Here is an 18,548-nt window from a genome sequence, read left to right as displayed (position 1 = left end):
GATAAAGCAAAAATTAGAATCATAAAAACTGGAATTCAAGACGATACTAATATTGAAATTCTGACTGGCTTGAAAAGAGGAGACGTAATTATTACAGGACCTTATGCCACAGTTACAAAAGAGCTAAACTCAGGAGATAAAGTGGCAATTGCTACTGATAAAGATAAAAAGGACAAGGACAAGAAGTAATCATTATACTTACCATTTTGAAATCACAATCATAAAATCTAATTTTGTGATTGTGATTTTTAATTTAAACAAAAACCAAATTGAGTTATATACTAAACATTGAAACCGCTACTAAGAATTGTTCTGTTTCATTAGCAAAAGATGGCGTAACAATCCTTTGTAAAGAAATTGCAGAAGAAGGATACTCACATGCAGAGCGACTTCATGTTTTTATAGAAGAAATTTTTAAAGAGTCAGGTTGTAATCTCAAAGATTTATCTGCCGTTGCAGTTAGTCAAGGTCCAGGTTCTTATACGGGTTTGCGTATAGGCGTATCAGCTGCAAAAGGATTGTGTTTTGCATTAGAAATTCCATTGATAGCCGTAGATACGCTAGAAACTCTTGCAGCACAAGCTAAAATTAATAAGGGTTTAATTATTCCGATGATTGATGCCCGAAGAATGGAAGTTTACAGTGCTATATTTGACTCTAAACTTGAAAAAAAGCGTGAGGTTCAGGCTCAAATAATAGATGAGAATTCATTTAATGAGCTTCAAGATGATTTGTATTTTGTGGGAGACTGTGCTGTAAAATGCAAGAACGTACTCAATAAAAGCAATCATTTTTTTCTAGAAACTTTAGTTTTTCCCTCGGCTAACGAAATGAGTTTTCTTAGTTTTGAAAAATTCAAAATAAACGACATTGTTGATGTCGCTTATTTTGAACCCTATTATTTGAAAGACTTTATGATAACTACTCCTAAAAAAAAGTAAATTATGCTTACTAGTTTTTGGTTGCAGTGTTTGATGTATACGATGATTCTTTAACAAACGGTTGCATTGTAATTCCAGCACTATCAAAGGCTTCTTTACATCCTTGAAGCGTTTCTGCACATACATTTCCAAAATCCTCATTTGTTGCCCATGGTCTAACAGCAAGTTGAATTGCATTGTCTGTTAGTATTTTGACAGCAACTTCGGCTTCTGGTGTTTTTAAAACCTTAGGGTTGTTTTCCAAAACTTTAGTTATGATGTCTTTCGCAATTTTAATATTGGTGTCATAGGATATTGCAATAGTCAAATCGGCTCTTCTAATTTTTTCCATTGAATAGTTAATGATATTCCCATTTGATAAGGCACCGTTAGGAACAAAAATAGTTTGATTGTTACCTGTAATTAATTTGGTAACAAAAATTTGTATTTCACTTACAGTCCCTGTTACGCCTTGTGCTTCGATAGTGTCGTTGACACGAAAGGGCTTAAATAGAATTATTAACATTCCGCCAGCAAAATTTGAAAGAGATCCTTGTAATGACAGTCCCACGGCAAGTCCCATGGCTCCTAAAATTGCAACAAAAGAGGATGTTTCAATCCCTAATTTTGAGATAAAGGAGACAAACAATATTACTCGTAAAACCCAAAGTAAAATATCAGCTAAAAACCGGGTTAGGGTAGGGTCTAGGTCTCTCTTGACCATTAAGGTTCTAATAAATCGATTGATTAATCGGATGATGTATAATCCAGCAATTAGGATGATAAATGCCGAAATTAATTTTGGAGAATAATCAATTAATACTTGCGCAAAAGTGTTAGCGTAGCTAGTGATTTGGTTTGGGTCTAGATTCATAATTGTAAAATAAAAAACCTTCTCAATAGGAGAAGGTTGGATTTGTGGGTCAAAAATACAATTATTTTATTTTTTATTAAATTAATCTGCGTCTTCTTCGATTTTATTTACAACTTCTTTTATTTCTGTTTTAGCAATTTCTTTTCCGTCGTCAGCTAAAGCTACAGTTTTCTCAGTTGTATTTTCAATCGCTTTTTTGGCATCTTCGGTACCGTCAGCAATTGCATCGCTAGTGTGATTCAATTTTTCTTTTACAGTATCCGTAAGGTTTTCTAAAGTTTCTTCGGCTTTATCAGCAAATTCAGCTACTTTTTCTTTTGCTTGTCCAGCAAACTCTTCTGCTTTATCAACAATAGGTGCTGCGTGTACTTTAACTTTATCAATGGTTTCTTCGGCAAAGTTTTCTGCCTTTTCAAGGTAAGGAGCTGCAGCTTCTTTGGCTTGCTCTAGTTTGTCTTCAATAAAATCTTCGGCTTTATCTAGGTAAGGTGCAGCATTTGCTTTTGCTTGTTCTAGTGTTGCTTCGGCTTTATTAGCCAATTCAGTCGTGGTTTCTTTGGCAGAGCCAAATAAATTTTTAAAAAAAGAGGTTAGTCCCATGGTATTTTTTATTTGATTAGTCCTACAATGTTAGTGATTTTTTTTCAATTATAGTTTATCCTATTATTAATAATTTATTGAAAATCAGTTGTAAAATGTTTGTTATTTGTCAAAAGTATTGATTTTACTCATTTTGTAGGATGTTGATTTTGGGAATAACCAGACCTTTTATTTTAATTGGAATGAGAATTTGAATCGTGCCACTACTTTATATTCTATATAAAACACAAAAAAGCGCTTCGATAGAAACGCTTTTTTAAATAAATAAAGTTTATAATACTCTAGGGTTTAATCTATGCTAAACCATAGTAAAAGTACTTATGCATTAACGGCTTCTACTTTGATACTTTCGTCATTTAGCATGCTTTTTAACATGTTTTCGATACCGCTTTTTAAAGTAAAAGTTGATGATGGACAACCACTACAAGCTCCTTGTAAAATAACTTTTACCAGTTTTTCCTCCTCATTGTACGAGTCAAAAGCTATATTACCTCCATCAGCCTGAACAGCTGGTTTTACATATTCTTCTAAAATATTTATAATTTGTTGCGACGTGGTGTCTAAATTATCAAACTCTTGCGCCTTGATAGTTTCTGTTTCAGTAGTGCTTGCAATGTAGCTTTCATCTAGTACAATACCCCCGTTTTCAATATATTGTTTGATAAAACTTCTCAGTTCTAATGTGATTTCTTGCCATTCATTGATATCATATTTTGTAATTGAAATATAATTTTCATCAATAAAAATCTCTTTTACGTAAGGAAATTTAAATAATTCCTTTGCTAAAGGTGAAGCACTAGTTTGATCTATATTTTTAAATTCTACAGCATTTTTGGTCAACATTTTACTAACTACAAATTTTAATGCAGCTGGATTTGGAGTAGTTTCTCCATAAACATTAACAGGTTGCTTTTTTGTAGTAGTTTCACTTTTAGTTACAATTACGCCTCCGTCTATTATAAATTGTTCAATCTGCTCTGCTACTGCGTCCTTGACATCATCCCATTCTACAATGCTAAATCTTTCGATTGCAATAAAATTACCGGAGATATATACGGTTTTTACAAAGGGTAAATAAAATAATTTTTGAGCCAATGGCGAATCTTTAGCTTCGTCAATATTCTTAAACTCAAAATTTTCATTTTGTGTTATAAAATCTTCAAACTCAAATTTTAGTATAGTTGGGTTTTGCGTTTCTTTTATGGTGATTTTGCTCATGATTTTTGAAATTTTTACAAATTTACTAAAGTTATTTTCTATGAATACCTATATTTGATTTTTTAAAGAAGAAATTAACTTTTGTTATCAAGTTTAGGGTTTCAAGGTTTAGTTTTATCCTATAATAGCCATTGAATTCATTTGGTTAATTAAATTATTTTCGATGTATCAAAAACTTACTGTTTTACTTGTTTTTTTCTTTTGCCAAAATACTTTTGCTCAAGAGGGAATTCCCGTTTATTCCGATTATCTATCTGATAATTATTACCTTCTTCATCCTTCTATGGCAGGTGCCGCAAATTGTTCTAAAATAAGACTTACTGCTCGCAAGCAATGGTTTGATCAGGAAGATGCTCCAGCTTTACAAACACTCAGTTTTAATGGTAGAATAAGTGATAACGCTGGTGCAGGTATTATTGTTTTTAATGATAAAAATGGATTTCATTCTCAAAAGGGTGTAAAACTTACTTATGCTTATCATTTGATGTTTTCTAGAGATGAAGTAGATCTTAATCAACTGTCTTTTGGTATGAGTGCGGGTTTTATTCAAAGTCAACTAGACCAAACCTCTTTTTTAGAGCCAGGACAAAGTGATCCCTCTGTAGATGGAACTGTGATCCTTAAAGAGGCTTATTTTAATACTGATATTGGTTTGTCTTATAATTATCTTGACTTTTATGCTCATGCTACTGTAAAGAACGCCATCGAATCTAGAAGAGCAATTTATAGTGATTACGAAAGTGACAATCTAAGAAAATATATGATTAGTGCAGGCTATAATTTTGGTAATCCAAAAGGATTGCTTTGGGAACCATCTGTTTTGTATCAACAAGTAGAAGCTACAAATGAAAAAGCAATAGATTTAAATTTGAAAGTTTATAAAAACATTGATTTTGGACGTTTGTGGGGTGGTCTTTCGTACAGACGTAGTTTAGAAGGAGCACAGTTCAATGATAACGGTGCTATTGGAACCCAAAAATTACAATATATTACCCCAATTGTGGGGTTGAATGTTAATAAGTTTATGTTTGCTTATACCTATTCTCAACTTTCGGGAGCCGTGCAGTTTGATAACGGTGGATATCATCAAATTACCTTAGGGATTGATTTATTTTGTAAGCCAGCTAAATATTCATGTAATTGTCCGGCCATAAACTAATTTTCTTATGATTATAAAATCAGTTCTAGGAAAAAATCCTGCTATACCTGAAGATTGCTATGTTGCAGAAAATGCAACCATTGTAGGCGATGTAAAATTTGGAAAAAATTGTAGTGTTTGGTTTAATGCTGTAATTAGAGGTGATGTTAATTTTATAACTATAGGGAACAAGGTCAATATTCAAGATGGTGCCGTTATTCATTGTACCTATAAAAAGCACCCCACAATTATAGGGAATAATGTGTCAATAGGGCATAATGCTATTGTGCATGGCTGTACCATACAGGATAATGTTTTAATAGGTATGGGGGCGATTGTTATGGATAATTGTATTGTAGAAAGTAACTCTATTGTAGCTGCAGGGGCTGTGATTACTCAAAACACAGTTGTTACTTCGGGCTCTATTTGGGCTGGAGTTCCCGCAAAGAAAGTTAAAGATATTGATCAGTCAGATTTTGCTGGCGAAATTGAACGTATCTCTAATAATTACGTGATGTATTCGAGCTGGTTCAAAGAAGAGTAACTTTCTTTAAAAGTCTCTACTAATGGCGATAAATTCATTGCCAATAATTTCTTGAAGTACTTTTGGATCCGTATTCGTGTAAAATATATTTTCAGAGTCCGAACTATTGGTAAAACCTACTTTTTCTCTTAGTACGTTTTGTGTTTGTTTGGCTACAGCCTGGCCTGAATCTATAATTTGAATGTGATCAGGGAGTATTTTTTTTATTTGCGGAATCAAATAGGGGTAATGGCTGCATCCTAGCACGAGATAATCAATGTTTTCTCGAATCATTGGTGCAAGATAAGATTTTAGTAAAAGAGTCATTTCTGGGGAGTTTATCTGCCCGTTTTCTATCAATTGAACCAAGCCGTGTCCTACTTGTTCAATTATTTTTGTATCATGATATTTTTCAGTTGTTTTATTAAAGAGCTCACTATTGAGTGTCCCTTGTGTAGCTAAAATGCCAATTACTTGTGTTTTTGAATGCGTAACAGCTGGTTTTATTGCAGGCTCTATACCAATGAACGGAATACTATATTTGGCTCTTAATTCTTGAATGGCGTTTGTGGTAGCGGTATTGCAAGCCACTACTATTAATTTACAACCCATATCTATTAAAAAATCAGTGTTTTTCATGCTCAAGACAATAATCTCTGATTTTGATTTTTGACCGTAGGGAGCATTTTTGCTGTCGGCAAGATATATTGTTTTTTCATTTGGAAGTAATGCGTGTATAGCACTCCATATAGAGGTGCCACCTATTCCTGAGTCAAAAATTCCTATCGGCTGATTGTTGTAGTCCATAGTAACAAAGTTATATGCTTAAATTTAATATTGCAATACTGTATTGAAACAAAAAACTGCTCACACTTTAATAGTAGGAGCAGTTTTTATAATTTAAAGTTTGATTTTTTTAGAAACCTAAATCTTTTTTAACATCAGCTGTCAAGTTTGGTCCGTCAGCAAGTAATAAAGAAGATCCATCAACGATATATTGAAAACCTTTTGCTTTACCAATTTTTTGGATTGAAGCTCTTACTTTTTCCATAAGAGGTTTCATGATATCTGATTCTTTTTGTTGCAATTCTTTTTGAGCATTGTCTCTGTAATCAACAATTCTTTTTTGCATGTCTTGTACTTCTTTTGAACGTTCACCGTTTATAGCTTCAGTTACAGTAGCAGCTTCTGCTTCATACTTTTTTAATTTCCCTTGGTATTCTTCTACCATTTTTTTGTATTCAGCATCATATGTACCACTCAATTTATCTAATTGTTTTTGACCATCTAATACTGCTGGCATTTTTGTCATAATTTCACTTACATCAACATGAGCTGTCTTTGCTTGTGCATTAACGGTTTGGTTTGCTCCTAACATTAATAGTGCAGCAATTAATAGAGTTTTGATTTGTTTCATCGGTTTTAAAATATTAAGTAATTAATTGTTATTTGTGTTCTTCTTTTGTAAATCTTCTTTTGCTTTTCTTTGAGCTTCTCGATCTTCAAGGATTTTTTTCTTTTTATCCTCTAAAGCTTTCTTGCGCTCTTCAAAAATTTTCTTTTTCTCTTCGGCTGAATTTAATTTTACTTCCTCCGTTTTTTGGGTCGTTTTACTTGCTTCATTTGTTGCGGTTTTCGTTGCGTCATCTGAAGTTGGTTTTGCTAAAACCGTGCCATTTTTTTTAGCTAATCTTTCTTCTTGAATTCTTTTTTTATTATCTTCAAATTCTTTTTTCTTTTGCTCTTGTAATGCTTTGCGCTCTTCAAAAGCTTTATCTCGAGCTGTCTTTTTCTCCTCTAGAACTTTTTGTCTCTCTTGAACAAGTTCGTTGTCAGCATCGGCATCTTCTTTACTTTCTCTTGCCTCAGCATCTTTAAGCTGTTTTTTTGTGAGTTGCTCTCTTTTTTCAGCACGCGTCAGAACTCTTAAAACTTGATCGCTAATATCGAATTTTTTTGCGGCAAATAGCATGGTTAGGTCCGAAGATTTATCAAAAATAAAATCATATTTTAATCGGTCTGCAATATCTTGGACTGCTGTGAAAACTTGATCTTGTATTGGTTTTATCAGTGTTTCTTTTTGAGCTATTAAATCTCCGTTGGGACCAAATCTCTTTTGCTGATACTCTAAATTTTCATTTTCAAGAAACCGAATTTCTGTTTCTCTTTCTTCAATTAACTCTTTTGTTAATAAAGTTTTTTCTGCTTTCAGCGCTTCCTTTAGAGAATTAATTTCATTTCTTTTGGTATCAATCTCAATTTTCCATTTTTGAGTTCTTTGTTCCAATTGATTTTTTGCCTCAATATAATCGGGTACATTTTGTAAAATATACTCCATATCTATGTACCCAAGTTTTGTTCCTTTGACTTGTGCATTCAATCCGTGAAAAACAAATGCAAATACTACAAAAACGACTGTAAAATGTTTTTTCATAATGGTACTATTTTAAGTTGCAAAAATGATTCTTAGAACTGTTGGCCTATAATGAAATGAACTGATTGTAAATTATCTCGTACTGGATCAAACCCATGCGCAAAATCAATTCCTAATAAACCAAATGCGGGCATAAATACACGCAATCCAACTCCAGCAGAACGGCTAAGAGCAAATGGGTTGTATGCTTTGAAATCTTTGTATGCTGATCCCGCTTCTAAAAATCCAATTGCATATATTGATGCTGATTGTTTTAATGTGATAGGGTAACGTAATTCCATAGAAAACTTGTTAAATACGGTTCCACCTATGGGTTCTCCTGTTTCATTTGTAGGGGTAAGAGAGTTGTTTTTATATCCTCTTAATTGAATGTTTTCACGTCCATCCATTGCAAAGTTTGCTTGTCCGTCTCCACCTAAATAATATCTTTCAAACGGAACTGCTCCACGATCTTGATTGTAGCTTCCTAAAAATCCAAACTCTGTTAATAAACGCAATACTAATTTACCATAAATTTTGGTATAGGTATCAGCTTTGAATTTTACTTTATAGTATTCTAACCAGTTGAATCTTTTTTGGTCAACTTTACTTGCATCGGCTGCAGCCAAATTAAAATCAGTTACTTTATTTCCATTTGCATCAATATAATCCCCAATGTTTACAATGTTTCCATTAGCATCGGGTACATTTTGTCTGTTTTCGGTATTCTTTAACTTGTACTCTTCTTGATTGCCAAGGTTAGCATAATCTACTCCATTAAACAAAGAATAAGGAGGTGTCAGTTTTGCCGAAAGGCTAACCTCTGAACCGTATGTTGGGAAAATAGGGTTTACACCTTTACTGTTTCTGGTAAGTCCTATAGTGTATGATAAGTTTCTTGAAGTTCCGTTACCAAAGGTAAACAAACCGGTGTTGTAGTTGTTTAACGAATAGTGCTGGTAGCTTATAGATTGGGATAATACAAAGAAATCATCTGGCACAGTAAGTCTTTTTGCAAGACCTACAGACAAGGTTAGGATATCAAAACTTCTTGTTTTATCGGCTCTTTGTGTAACGAAATTGTTCAAAAATTGTTTACTGTATGATAGGGATGTACTAAAAGATACTGGTTTTTTACCTCCAAACCAAGGCTCAGAAAATGATACACTATACGTTTGAAAAAAGGTACTAGCTTGCAAACGCAGTGAAACTTTTTGTCCATCTCCCATTGGTAATGGCTTATACGCTTCTTTTTTAAACATATTTTGCGCAGAAAAATTATTAAATGATAGTCCAAGTGTACCTATGAAACCACCACCGCCATAACCCCCTTGAAGTTCAATTTGGCTAGATCCTTTTTCTACCAGATTGTATTCAATATCTACCGTTCCTGCACCAGAGTCTACATTTTTAAATTTCGGGTCAATTGCTTCAGGATCAAAAAATCCTAATTGTCCAATTTCACGAACTGTACGTACCAATTCGTCTTTACTGTATTTTTCCCCTGGCTTGGTTCTTAGCTCACGATAAATTACTCTATCATTTGTTTTGTCATTTCCTACTACTGAAATCTTGTTAAAATAAGCGATAGGTCCTTCGGTGATTCTAATCTCAAAATCAATGGTATCGTTTGCAGTCTTTACTTCAACAGCATTTACATTCGAAAATAAATAACCATTGTTTTGATATAAGTTTGTTAAGTCTTCAGCATCTGGTTTAGACTTGTCAGCAATTCTTTTTTCAAGTAAAACACCGTTATAAGTATCTCCTTTTTTAACTCCTAAAACTCTAGCTAAACCTTGATCGGTATAGACTGTATTTCCAAGGAATTTAATATTTCCAAAGTAATATTTATTACCTTCTTCAACATTGATTTTTACATTTAAAAGGTTTTTATCTTTATTGTATACTATAGAATCAGACACTATTCTAGCGTCTCTAAAACCTTTTTCTTTGTAAGAAGCTATTACTTTTTCAAGATCAGATTTGTATTTGTCTTTAATGTATTTTGAAGGTTTTAAAACACGAGTAAATTTCTTTTGTTTTGTATCCTTCATTGCTTTACGCAATTTATTGTCACTTATTTTAGTGTTTCCTACAAAATCAATACTTTCTATTTTAACTTTATCGCCTTTATCAATGTTTACAAGCATATTCACTTGATTGATAGTTGCGGTGTCTTTTATTGTGTTAATATTAACTTTAGTGTTATAAAAACCATCTTTCTTATATTTATTTTCAATATAATTTTTAGTGGTTGTTATTAAGTTTTCATTAACAACTTTCCCTTTTGTAAGAGAGTTGTCTTTGATAAGTTCTTCCACTTTAGCTTTTTTAACACCTACAGTTTTTACTTCACCTAGTTTTGGTAATTCAACAATGTTTAAATCAAGGTAAATACTATCGTTTTGAATCCTATTTACATAAAAAGAGATTTCATCAAATAAGCCAAGTTTTCCTAGTTTTTTTATAGCAGTACTTACTTCTTCCCCAGGAATTGTAATTTCTTGACCCTTTTGAAGTCCTGTAAAAGTAACTACAGTCTGACTGTTAAAACTAATATCGCCTACAACGGTAACATCAGCTAATATGTATTTTTTTCCTTGATCAAAAGGGACTCTTTCCTGCGCTTTTACTTGTGTAAAACACCCGAAAATCAATACGCTAAGGGCTAATTGTATGCTTTTTTTTAACACTAAAAAATTATTTAATTTGTTCACTTGTTTTTCCAAATCTGCGTTCTCTTTTTTGATAACTAATGATAGCCTCATATAAATCTTGTTCTTTAAAGTCTGGCCACAATATATCAGTAAAATATAATTCTGCATAGGCTATTTGCCACAACAAAAAATTACTTATCCTATGTTCTCCACTTGTTCGTATTAATAAATCTACCTCTGGTAAATTTTGCGTGTAAAGATGCTCATTAATAATGGAATCGTCAATATTGTCTATTGAAATTATATTATTTTTAACTTTACTACAGATGTTTTTTACGGCCGAAACGAGTTCTTCTCTTGAGCCGTAGCTTAGCGCCAAAGTCAAAGTCATTTGAGTATTGTTTTTGGTCTTTTCAATAACGTCAAGTAATTCTTTTTGAGCTGTTTTAGGGAGTTTTTCTAAGTTGCCTATTGCATTGAGCTTAATGTTGTTTTTTTGTAGTGTGGTCAACTCTTTCTTTAATGAATTTATAAGAACCTTCATTAAGGTTTCTACCTCAAGCTTAGGTCTATTCCAGTTTTCAGTAGAGAATGCGTATAATGTTAGGCACTCAATGCCTAATTTAGCTGTAGCTTCAATAATAACTTTTACGGATTTAGTGCCGCTTTCGTGACCAAAAGCGCGTAAAAATCCTTGTTGTTTTGCCCAACGTCCATTACCATCCATGATGATGGCTAAGTGTTTGGGTAATCTAGTGGTGTCTATATTCTCTAATAAATTCATTTTTATTCTTTGCAATAACACGGTTTTTGTCCAAAAGTGTATGTAAGACTTACTCCTGTAAAAACATACCAATCGTTATTATTTATATTCCCAAAATTTTGATTAAAACTACCGTCAATATTATCACTAAAGGTGTATCGAGCACCTGTTTCTAAAGCTAATATGAAATGTGGTGTAATGTTTGATTTAATTCCTATTATCATTGGTATTGCAACAGAATTTTTTCTTTCTGTTCTTCCATTTACTTTTAATCCAGTCTTGCTGTTGTTTAAGTTATAATCAGCAAAGATATAATTAATACCGGATGCCACATACGGAGTAATTTTAGTGGATGATTCATGAAGATTAAAGTCGAAAAAATTGAACTCTAGGCCTAATGATAATTCTTGAATATTTGTTTTAAAATCATAACCTCTATTAGTTCTACTTCCTTCTTTAGAATCTTGGTCTCTAGCAGTAACGTGAGATTGATTGTATGAAAACCTGTAGGAATGCCTCGGGCTTTTATTCCATTTGTATAAAAAACCAAAAGCAGTTTCATTTGGTGCAATATAAGTTGTTGTTCCTACATCACCTATGTAATTGCTACCGCCCATAAAAACACCAACCTCATGTATTTGAGATTGTACATTAGTAAAGGGAATAATAGATAATAATAAATAAAAGATCTTCTTCATTAACTCAAAAATTGCGTGCAAATATAATAATTATCAATTCGATACAATGCCCAATCTGTTAAATGTGTATTTTTTTAATAATTCACATAGTAACGTTCTTTAAACAAGGCGTTTGTTTCTTTTAAACGTAAAAAACTGATAAAATCGTATAGCCTTTTAAGTAAAATGATTTAATTGCGCTTGTCTTGACCCCAAAGTAATTTGTTACGAAGTGTTTTTAGGAAAGTTTCTTCGGGTATTTCAACCATATTAATTTGAAATGGTGTTTTATTTAAGGTTAATATCGATTCATTTTTTATAGAGGTGACTCTTGAATCTAATGAGACCAAATAATTTTCTTCTCTACCAGATACTTTTAATCTTATCTCTGTTTCGTCTGGCACAACAAGTGGTCTTGCTGTTAGGTTGTGTGGTGCAATTGGTGTAATAACAAGGCTTTTTACATCAGGAGTTAATATTGGTCCACCACAACTTAATGAATATCCAGTTGATCCTGTTGGGGTTGATATAATGAGTCCGTCTGCCCAATATGAATTTAAAAACTCTCCATTTAGATACGTGTCGATAGTGATCATAGAAGTGGTGTCTTTTCTGCTCACTGTTATTTCATTCATTGCAAAATTAATTTCTTCAATAGCTTCATTTGAGGGTGTACAGGTTAAACTCAGGAGAGTTCTTTTTGAAATGGTATATTTTTTATCAATTACAAATTGCATAAATGCTGCAATGTTTTCCTTTTGTACTGTAGCTAAAAAGCCTAATCTGCCTGCATTTATACCTAATATTGGAATACCAGAGTCTCTCACTAGCGTAGCAGCTCTCAATATGGTGCCGTCTCCACCTATGCTAATCAACATATCAAAACTACTGTCTAATTCAGTGTGTTTACTAAAGGTATTGTATGTCTTTTCTACAATTTTCTTGTCGTTTAATATTTTCAAAAATTGAACTTCAATAACCATTTCAACCTTTTTTTTATTGAAAAAATCAAAGATATCATTGATAATTGGTTCTGTGCTGTTTTGATAATATTGACCGTAGATAGCAACTTTCATATTTTTTGAATAAACGTTTTATTGAATAATAGGTATAACACTTTTTGAATGTGAAATTTTGCTCTAGATATTAAGGTATTTGTCTAAATAATCAGAGCGTTCTTTTAAATTGTTGATGTAATTGTCTTCTTGATGCTCTGTCAGGATAGTGTAATTGTATCTTCTGAATGTTTGAATAATTTCATTCATGGCCCCAAGAGTAATTTTTAAAGTTACAATAACATTATCGACCTCAACCTCAGAAACAAATAATCCTAAAAGTTTGCCATTGTTACTCTCTACTATTTGCGCAATCTGACTCATTGAGTATTCAAGCACTGGTTTTTTAACTACAATGATCCCTCCTGGCTCTTTTAAAAAGGGTGTGTCATGAAAGTAACGCATAACATCCTCCATTTCATAATACCCAACATAAGTATTGTTTTCATCTAGAACGGGTACTAAATTCGTTTTGTTTCTAGCAAAAACTTCAAGTACGTCAAGCCAAACCATATTAGTTCTTGTGAAAAAACCTTCAAGGGTGAAGCGATAATCGGCTACTTTTTTAGTGCCATCAAATGTTTCTATATCCTCTGATGGAATGCTACCTATATATACACCCTCATCTATAACGGGAAAGTGAGAGTAGTGGAGTTCACTAAAAAAATCCTGAACCGTAGCTATAGATTCTTGTTTGTCAATAGCCTTAAAATCGTTGGTTATAAACTCTGTAATTTCTGTCATAAATCAATCTGCAATATTTCTTGCAAAATAATCAAAAATTAGCAAAATCTCCTAAGTTTTACTTTGTATTTTTGTAATCATAAAATCAACTATCAAAACAAAAGCGATATAAATGACAAAGTTAAGTGTAAATATTAATAAAATAGCTACGTTACGTAATGCTCGTGGTGGTAATGTTCCTGATCTTTTGCAAGTAGCTACAGATTTACAAAAATTTGGTGCACAAGGAATCACCATCCATCCTAGACCTGACGAACGCCATATTAGGTATCAAGATGCACGTGACTTAAAAGAAGTTGTTCATACAGAGTATAATATAGAAGGAAATCCACAGCATAACTTTATAGATTTGGTATTAGAGTGTAAACCTACACAAGTTACTTTGGTTCCAGATGCCATTGGTGCCATTACTTCCTCTGCAGGTTGGGATACCATTACACATGAGTCGTATTTGACCGAGGTGATTCAGGAATTTCAGCGTCACGGCATTCGAACATCTATTTTTGTAGATCCCATTGCTGCCATGATCGAAGGGGCTCAAAAAACAGGAACTGATAGAATAGAATTATATACCGAGGAATTTGCGTACCAATACAGTTTGGGGAACAAAAAAGGAATTGACCCTTACATTAAAGCGGCTGAAATCGCTAACCAACTAGGATTAGGTATTAACGCGGGTCATGATTTAAGTTTAGATAATATTCAGTTTTTTAAAGAGAATATTCCGGGTTTACTGGAAGTTTCCATTGGTCACGCCTTAATTTCGGAATCTCTTTATTTAGGATTTGATAATGTGGTGAATATGTATTTAAGAAAGTTGAAATAATTAAGGGTCACTTAAATTTTAAAAAAATAATAGCATATGCTTTTTTCAAAAATAGAAGGTTCAGGGCAACCGCTTTTAATTCTGCATGGATTCTTGGGCATGTCAGACAATTGGAAATCATTGGCAACGCAATTTGCAGCTCATTTTCAAGTTCACACGCTAGATCTTCGCAATCACGGTAGAAGTTTACATTCTAGTGAATTTAGTTATGCAATTATGGCACAAGATGTTTTTGAATATTGTCAAACACATGAGTTGTCCTCTATTTATATCATCGGGCACAGTATGGGTGGCAAAGTAGCTATGACACTGGCTACAACACATCCCGAATTAATAAGTAAGCTAATTGTTGCAGATATAGGGCCAAAATTTTATCCGCAACACCACCAACTTATTTTAGCGGGCTTAAACGCTGTTGATTTTTCTAAGAAACCAACTCGTAGTGATGCTGAGGCAATTCTTGAAAAATTTATTCCTGATTTTGGTACCCGACAGTTTTTATTGAAAAACCTATATTGGAAAGAGCCTGGTCAATTGGCTTTTAGGTTTAATTTAGCAGCTTTTAATGAAAATTTAGACCAGATAGGACAAGCTTTGCCTGAACATGCACAATTTTCTAAACCTACATTATTCATAAGAGGTGGGAATTCGAATTACATTTTAGATAGTGATTTTAATGATATAAAAAAGTATTTCCCATTAGCAACGATACAAACCATAGCAGAAACGGGGCATTGGCTTCATGCCGAAAATCCAACGATGTTTTATAATGTGGTAGTTTCTTTCTTGATCTAATGTTATAACTTTAAAAAAACAGAATTTTAATTTTAAATAAAACCTTCATCCAATGAATTTACTTCTAAAAATTATCATCACTTCAATAATAGTTTTAGTACTAGCAAACTTTTTACCGGGCGTTTACGTAAATGGATTTACAACAGCTTTAGTTGTTGCGGTGGTTTTAGGATTGTTAAATATTTTTATCAAACCTATTCTTGTTCTTTTAACTTTACCTGTTACAGTGCTTACATTAGGATTGTTCTTGTTGATAATTAATGCGCTTATGATTGTTTTATGTTCAAAATTAGTAGATGGATTTAGGATAGATACTTTTCTAACGGCAGTTATTTTTAGTGTATTATTGTCAGTTAGTCAATCTATAATGAATGGTTTATTAGGAATTAATAAGTAAAAAATAAATTTTAACACTCATTTAGCAACAAGATGCTGTGTTGTAAATGATTAATAAATACCTTTGTAAAATATAATTGAATACAATGTCAAAAAACCTGTACATATTGCTTTTAGTTTTTTTAGGATTCTTTATGAGTCCTACAGCAGCTATGGCGTGTAATCAAAAAGGGGAAATGACGTGTTGTGCAAAAAAAAGTACAGCTAAAAAAGAAAAAAAAGATTGTTGTTCTAAAAAACAGTCTTCAAAAAAAGAATCTCATGACGGCTGCAATGGAGCTTGTAAAAGCATTACATGTGGTGGTTCTTTTGTTTATCTAGGAATGACAAACGGCTTACAATTAGAATTTAATAATCCTCTGTTTGATTTTTCTACAAAAAAACAGAACTTTTATTATTCCAATATCTTCGTATCTTCAGGGTATAAATCCATCTGGCTTCCGCCAAAAATAGCATAATTGTATTGATGACAGCCAAAAGTCTGTCTTGTTAAGAAAAATTAGCTTAAAAAAAATCAAAAATTTGTCGTGTCATTTATTCAACAATACATTTTTATGTATTGATGGTGATTTGGCGGCATTATATCTCAAAAAAATAAATCAAGATGAAAACATTTAATAAAATTATAGTAGCCTTAGTACTAATGCTATCAGTAATAGTAAGCGCACAAAGTACTAATAAAGTGACCAAAACAGTGAAAATTTACGGAAACTGTGGTATGTGTAAAAAAAATATTGAAACCGCTGGCAACCAAAAAAACATTGCTAAAGTGCAATGGGATACCGAGACTAAAATGGCAACCTTAGTATTCAATCCTGCCAAAACAAACCAAGACGAAATCTTAAAAAGAATTGCTGCAGCAGGCTATGACAGCGACAGTCATTCAGCTCCAGTTGCAGCTTATGATAGTCTTCACGGATGTTGTCAGTACGATCGAGTTGCTAAAAAACAAAAATAAAACACAATAATTCAATCAAGTGCCTACTTATTAAGTTGTGTTTTGCTCAATAGGTAGGTATCTTTTAAACTTATTTAAAATGAAAAATATAATAGTAATACTCAGTATATTTTTTAATTTGGCTTTAGCCAATGCTCAAATTAAAACCGGCGATGCGTTGCCAAATGTTCAATTATATAACAATACTGACGTTGCAGTAACTCTTGAATCATTTAAGGGTAAGGTAGTTTTGGTTGATTTTTGGGCTTCATGGTGCGGACCATGCCGACAAGCAAATAAAAAACTAGTTCCCTTTTACAATGCTCATAAAAATGACAATTTTGAAATAGTAGGGATATCATTGGACACTAATAAGGCAAAATGGATTGCTGCTATTGAAAAAGATAAATTGGCCTATCCGCAATTGATAGATGCAAATGGTTTTGATGCAAAAACAGCATTGCTTTTTGGAGTAGAGGGATTGCCAAGTTCATATTTGTTTGATGCTTCTGGAAAGTTAGTAGCTACAAACCCTACTGAAGAGGTAATTTTAACCTTTTTAAAAAAATAACAAGATGTTTAGAGATAATTTAAAAGCAGCCATGTCTATTGGCTTCGTTTTGTTATGCGGTTTTACCAGTTTGGCGCAAATGCAAAAAGCCGAAATAAAAGCAACAGGTTTAACGTGCTCAATGTGTTCGAATGCTATAAACAAGCAATTAAAAGCGATGAATGGAGTAGTCAATGTAAATACGGATTTAAATACCAATTCGTTTTTTGTAGCCTTCGAAAACAACAATGCCATTACGCCAAAAATGTTGAAAGATGCTGTTGAAAAAGCAGGGTTTTTTATAGGTTCGCTAGAGTTGGTACTCTCGCCAGATGATCTCAAAAAGAAAGAGTCGAATTATGTTATTCTTGATGAGAATTGGAAAAATAGTACAGAAGACACGAAGGTAAAAGTCTATGATAAAGGGTATTTAACGCATAAGGAATTTAAAAAAATGCAAAAAACATTTTCAAAAGTCCCTACTTATGTACTTGATAATGAAGAAGATTATCATATTAAAAGAGTTTTATAATGAAGTTATTTAGTGCGGTATTACTGCTTTTTGTAACGAGTATCAATGCTCAAGAGCTTTTTGTTGTCACGGATCCTGCAAGTAATGTGCCTGCTGGATCTTTGGGAATTCGTATAGGACAATCTATTTTTAAAAAACAAATGGAGTCAGGATACAACTACCACATGATGCCCGAAGCAACTTTAGGAATTAATAAAAATGTGATGGTTCGTACAACGCTTTTTGTGAGCAGTAGAGAAAATCGATTAAACATAGAAGGGGCTAGTATGTATGCTAAATATAGGTTTCTTTCAACTGATGATGTGCAAAGTCATTTTAGGATGGCTGTTTACGGACGCTGTAGTTTTAATAAGGCTGAGATTCATCAAGAGCAAATTGAAATTCAAGGACAAAACACGGGTTTTGAAACCGGATTGGTAGCCACGCAGCTCATCAAAAAAGTAGCTCTTAGTTCAAGTTTAAGTTTTGAAAAAGTGTATGATAACAAACCTAATTATGACTTTCCAGAGAGTTTAAGTGACAATGCCACTAATTACACATTTTCTATTGGTAAATTGATGTACCCTAAGAAATACACTAATTTTAAGCAGACCAACATTAATACAATGATTGAGTTTTTAGGGCAAACATTGAATAAAAATGGAAAATCATTTCTAGATGTAGTGCCTTCAGTTCAGTTCATAATAAACAGTCAAGCAAGAATTGATGTGGCTTACCGATATGAATTGTATAGTTCTATGATGAGAACCGCTCCTAATGGTTTTTACTTTAACCTGGAGTATAATTTCTTTAATATTTTAAAGTAAAATAAAGATGTGCAATTCAGTTGATTCTTTAGTGAACTGGATTGTGCTTTTACTTGGATAGTGTTTTTTAATGTTTCTTTTTTGAAGAGATGGTCAGGTTTAAGAGCTTTTTTTTATTTCT

Annotated in this window: 22 protein-coding genes and 1 pseudogene; 12 read left to right on the top strand and 11 right to left on the bottom strand. The window is 32.7% G+C overall.

Annotated elements, in window-relative coordinates:
- Both AC061E_RS08120 and tsaB read left to right on the top strand, forming a co-directional pair.
- Nucleotides 1–189, top strand: a pseudogene (locus AC061E_RS08120) (efflux RND transporter periplasmic adaptor subunit); the annotation flags it as partial.
- Nucleotides 190–269: 80 nt separating this feature from the next.
- Complete coding sequence (gene tsaB, locus AC061E_RS08115) at nucleotides 270–941, top strand: tRNA (adenosine(37)-N6)-threonylcarbamoyltransferase complex dimerization subunit type 1 TsaB (RefSeq protein ID WP_478285771.1); 672 nt, start codon at nucleotides 270–272, stop codon at nucleotides 939–941.
- A 10-nt stretch (nucleotides 942–951) separates the two neighbouring features.
- Here tsaB and AC061E_RS08110 read toward each other — a convergent pair whose 3' ends face one another.
- The 3 genes from AC061E_RS08110 to AC061E_RS08100 form a co-directional block, all read right to left on the bottom strand.
- A complete protein-coding gene (locus tag AC061E_RS08110; RefSeq protein WP_478285770.1) occupies nucleotides 952–1,794 on the bottom strand; it encodes a mechanosensitive ion channel family protein in 843 nt (280 codons plus the stop codon).
- A gap of 81 nt (nucleotides 1,795–1,875) precedes the next feature.
- A complete protein-coding gene (locus tag AC061E_RS08105) occupies nucleotides 1,876–2,394 on the bottom strand; it encodes a YtxH domain-containing protein (protein WP_144889513.1) in 519 nt (172 codons plus the stop codon).
- Nucleotides 2,395–2,712: 318 nt separating this feature from the next.
- Nucleotides 2,713–3,612 carry a NifU family protein gene (locus AC061E_RS08100; RefSeq protein WP_086452912.1) on the bottom strand — a complete coding sequence of 300 codons (900 nt, stop codon included), beginning with the start codon at nucleotides 3,610–3,612 and terminating at the stop codon, nucleotides 2,713–2,715.
- A gap of 163 nt (nucleotides 3,613–3,775) precedes the next feature.
- On the opposite strand from AC061E_RS08100, the gene AC061E_RS08095 reads away from it, so the two are divergent.
- Both AC061E_RS08095 and AC061E_RS08090 read left to right on the top strand, forming a co-directional pair.
- Nucleotides 3,776–4,771: a PorP/SprF family type IX secretion system membrane protein gene (locus tag AC061E_RS08095; protein WP_478285769.1), complete on the top strand. Its 996-nt coding sequence runs from the start codon at nucleotides 3,776–3,778 to the stop codon at nucleotides 4,769–4,771.
- A 7-nt stretch (nucleotides 4,772–4,778) separates the two neighbouring features.
- Nucleotides 4,779–5,294 carry a gamma carbonic anhydrase family protein gene (locus tag AC061E_RS08090; RefSeq protein ID WP_478285768.1) on the top strand — a complete coding sequence of 172 codons (516 nt, stop codon included), beginning with the start codon at nucleotides 4,779–4,781 and terminating at the stop codon, nucleotides 5,292–5,294.
- Between the two features lie 6 nt (nucleotides 5,295–5,300).
- Here the strand turns inward: AC061E_RS08090 and murI are convergent, their stop codons facing one another.
- The 8 genes from murI to AC061E_RS08050 all read right to left on the bottom strand — a co-directional run bounded on the left by murI (nucleotide 5,301) and on the right by AC061E_RS08050 (nucleotide 13,585).
- Complete coding sequence (gene murI, locus AC061E_RS08085; protein ID WP_478285767.1) at nucleotides 5,301–6,080, bottom strand: glutamate racemase; 780 nt, start codon at nucleotides 6,078–6,080, stop codon at nucleotides 5,301–5,303.
- Nucleotides 6,081–6,189: 109 nt separating this feature from the next.
- A complete protein-coding gene (locus tag AC061E_RS08080) occupies nucleotides 6,190–6,690 on the bottom strand; it encodes an OmpH/Skp family outer membrane protein (protein WP_144889506.1) in 501 nt (166 codons plus the stop codon).
- Between the two features lie 21 nt (nucleotides 6,691–6,711).
- A complete protein-coding gene (locus AC061E_RS08075) occupies nucleotides 6,712–7,707 on the bottom strand; it encodes an OmpH/Skp family outer membrane protein (RefSeq protein ID WP_478285766.1) in 996 nt (331 codons plus the stop codon).
- Between the two features lie 32 nt (nucleotides 7,708–7,739).
- Nucleotides 7,740–10,457, bottom strand: a complete 2,718-nt coding sequence (locus tag AC061E_RS08070; protein WP_478285765.1) for a BamA/OMP85 family outer membrane protein — start codon at nucleotides 10,455–10,457, stop codon at nucleotides 7,740–7,742.
- Nucleotides 10,390–11,130, bottom strand: coding sequence for an undecaprenyl pyrophosphate synthase (gene uppS / locus AC061E_RS08065; RefSeq protein WP_086452919.1), 741 nt, complete (start codon nucleotides 11,128–11,130; stop codon nucleotides 10,390–10,392). Before uppS ends, AC061E_RS08070 begins: the two co-directional genes overlap by 68 nt.
- A 2-nt stretch (nucleotides 11,131–11,132) precedes the next feature.
- Nucleotides 11,133–11,807 (bottom strand): type IX secretion system protein PorG, encoded by a 675-nt coding sequence (gene porG, locus AC061E_RS08060; protein WP_478285764.1) that lies wholly within the window; start codon nucleotides 11,805–11,807, stop codon nucleotides 11,133–11,135.
- Between the two features lie 170 nt (nucleotides 11,808–11,977).
- Nucleotides 11,978–12,862: an NAD kinase gene (locus AC061E_RS08055; protein WP_182650702.1), complete on the bottom strand. Its 885-nt coding sequence runs from the start codon at nucleotides 12,860–12,862 to the stop codon at nucleotides 11,978–11,980.
- Nucleotides 12,863–12,925: 63 nt separating this feature from the next.
- Entirely contained in the window at nucleotides 12,926–13,585 is a 660-nt protein-coding gene (locus AC061E_RS08050; RefSeq protein ID WP_478285763.1) for a CBS domain-containing protein, read from the bottom strand.
- Nucleotides 13,586–13,697: 112 nt separating this feature from the next.
- Between AC061E_RS08050 and AC061E_RS08045 the strand changes: the two genes are divergently transcribed.
- The 8 genes from AC061E_RS08045 (at nucleotide 13,698) to AC061E_RS08010 (ending at nucleotide 18,427) form a co-directional block, all read left to right on the top strand.
- Entirely contained in the window at nucleotides 13,698–14,411 is a 714-nt protein-coding gene (locus AC061E_RS08045; RefSeq protein WP_478285762.1) for a pyridoxine 5'-phosphate synthase, read from the top strand.
- Between the two features lie 36 nt (nucleotides 14,412–14,447).
- The gene (locus AC061E_RS08040) at nucleotides 14,448–15,206 is read left to right on the top strand and encodes an alpha/beta fold hydrolase (protein ID WP_478285761.1); all 759 of its coding nucleotides are present in this window, start codon (nucleotides 14,448–14,450) and stop codon (nucleotides 15,204–15,206) included.
- Between the two features lie 52 nt (nucleotides 15,207–15,258).
- On the top strand, nucleotides 15,259–15,603 hold the full coding sequence (locus tag AC061E_RS08035) for a phage holin family protein (protein WP_086452925.1): 345 nt from the start codon (nucleotides 15,259–15,261) through the stop codon (nucleotides 15,601–15,603).
- A gap of 133 nt (nucleotides 15,604–15,736) precedes the next feature.
- On the top strand, nucleotides 15,737–16,060 hold the full coding sequence (locus AC061E_RS08030) for a hypothetical protein (protein WP_478285760.1): 324 nt from the start codon (nucleotides 15,737–15,739) through the stop codon (nucleotides 16,058–16,060).
- 146 nt (nucleotides 16,061–16,206) lie between these two features.
- Nucleotides 16,207–16,560 carry a heavy-metal-associated domain-containing protein gene (locus tag AC061E_RS08025; RefSeq protein ID WP_478285759.1) on the top strand — a complete coding sequence of 118 codons (354 nt, stop codon included), beginning with the start codon at nucleotides 16,207–16,209 and terminating at the stop codon, nucleotides 16,558–16,560.
- A 79-nt stretch (nucleotides 16,561–16,639) separates the two neighbouring features.
- The gene (locus AC061E_RS08020; RefSeq protein ID WP_478285758.1) at nucleotides 16,640–17,110 is read left to right on the top strand and encodes a TlpA family protein disulfide reductase; all 471 of its coding nucleotides are present in this window, start codon (nucleotides 16,640–16,642) and stop codon (nucleotides 17,108–17,110) included.
- Between the two features lie 4 nt (nucleotides 17,111–17,114).
- Nucleotides 17,115–17,621, top strand: a complete 507-nt coding sequence (locus AC061E_RS08015) for a heavy-metal-associated domain-containing protein (RefSeq protein WP_478285757.1) — start codon at nucleotides 17,115–17,117, stop codon at nucleotides 17,619–17,621.
- Nucleotides 17,621–18,427, top strand: coding sequence for a hypothetical protein (locus AC061E_RS08010; protein ID WP_478285756.1), 807 nt, complete (start codon nucleotides 17,621–17,623; stop codon nucleotides 18,425–18,427). The genes AC061E_RS08015 and AC061E_RS08010 overlap by 1 nt, the downstream gene beginning before the upstream one ends.
- The last annotated feature ends 121 nt before the right edge of the window (nucleotides 18,428–18,548 follow it).

Source organism: Flavobacterium sp. GNP011 (assembly GCF_056428925.1).
The sequence above is the reverse complement of the archived record's forward strand: the minus strand, read 5'-3'. Positions and strand labels throughout refer to the sequence as shown.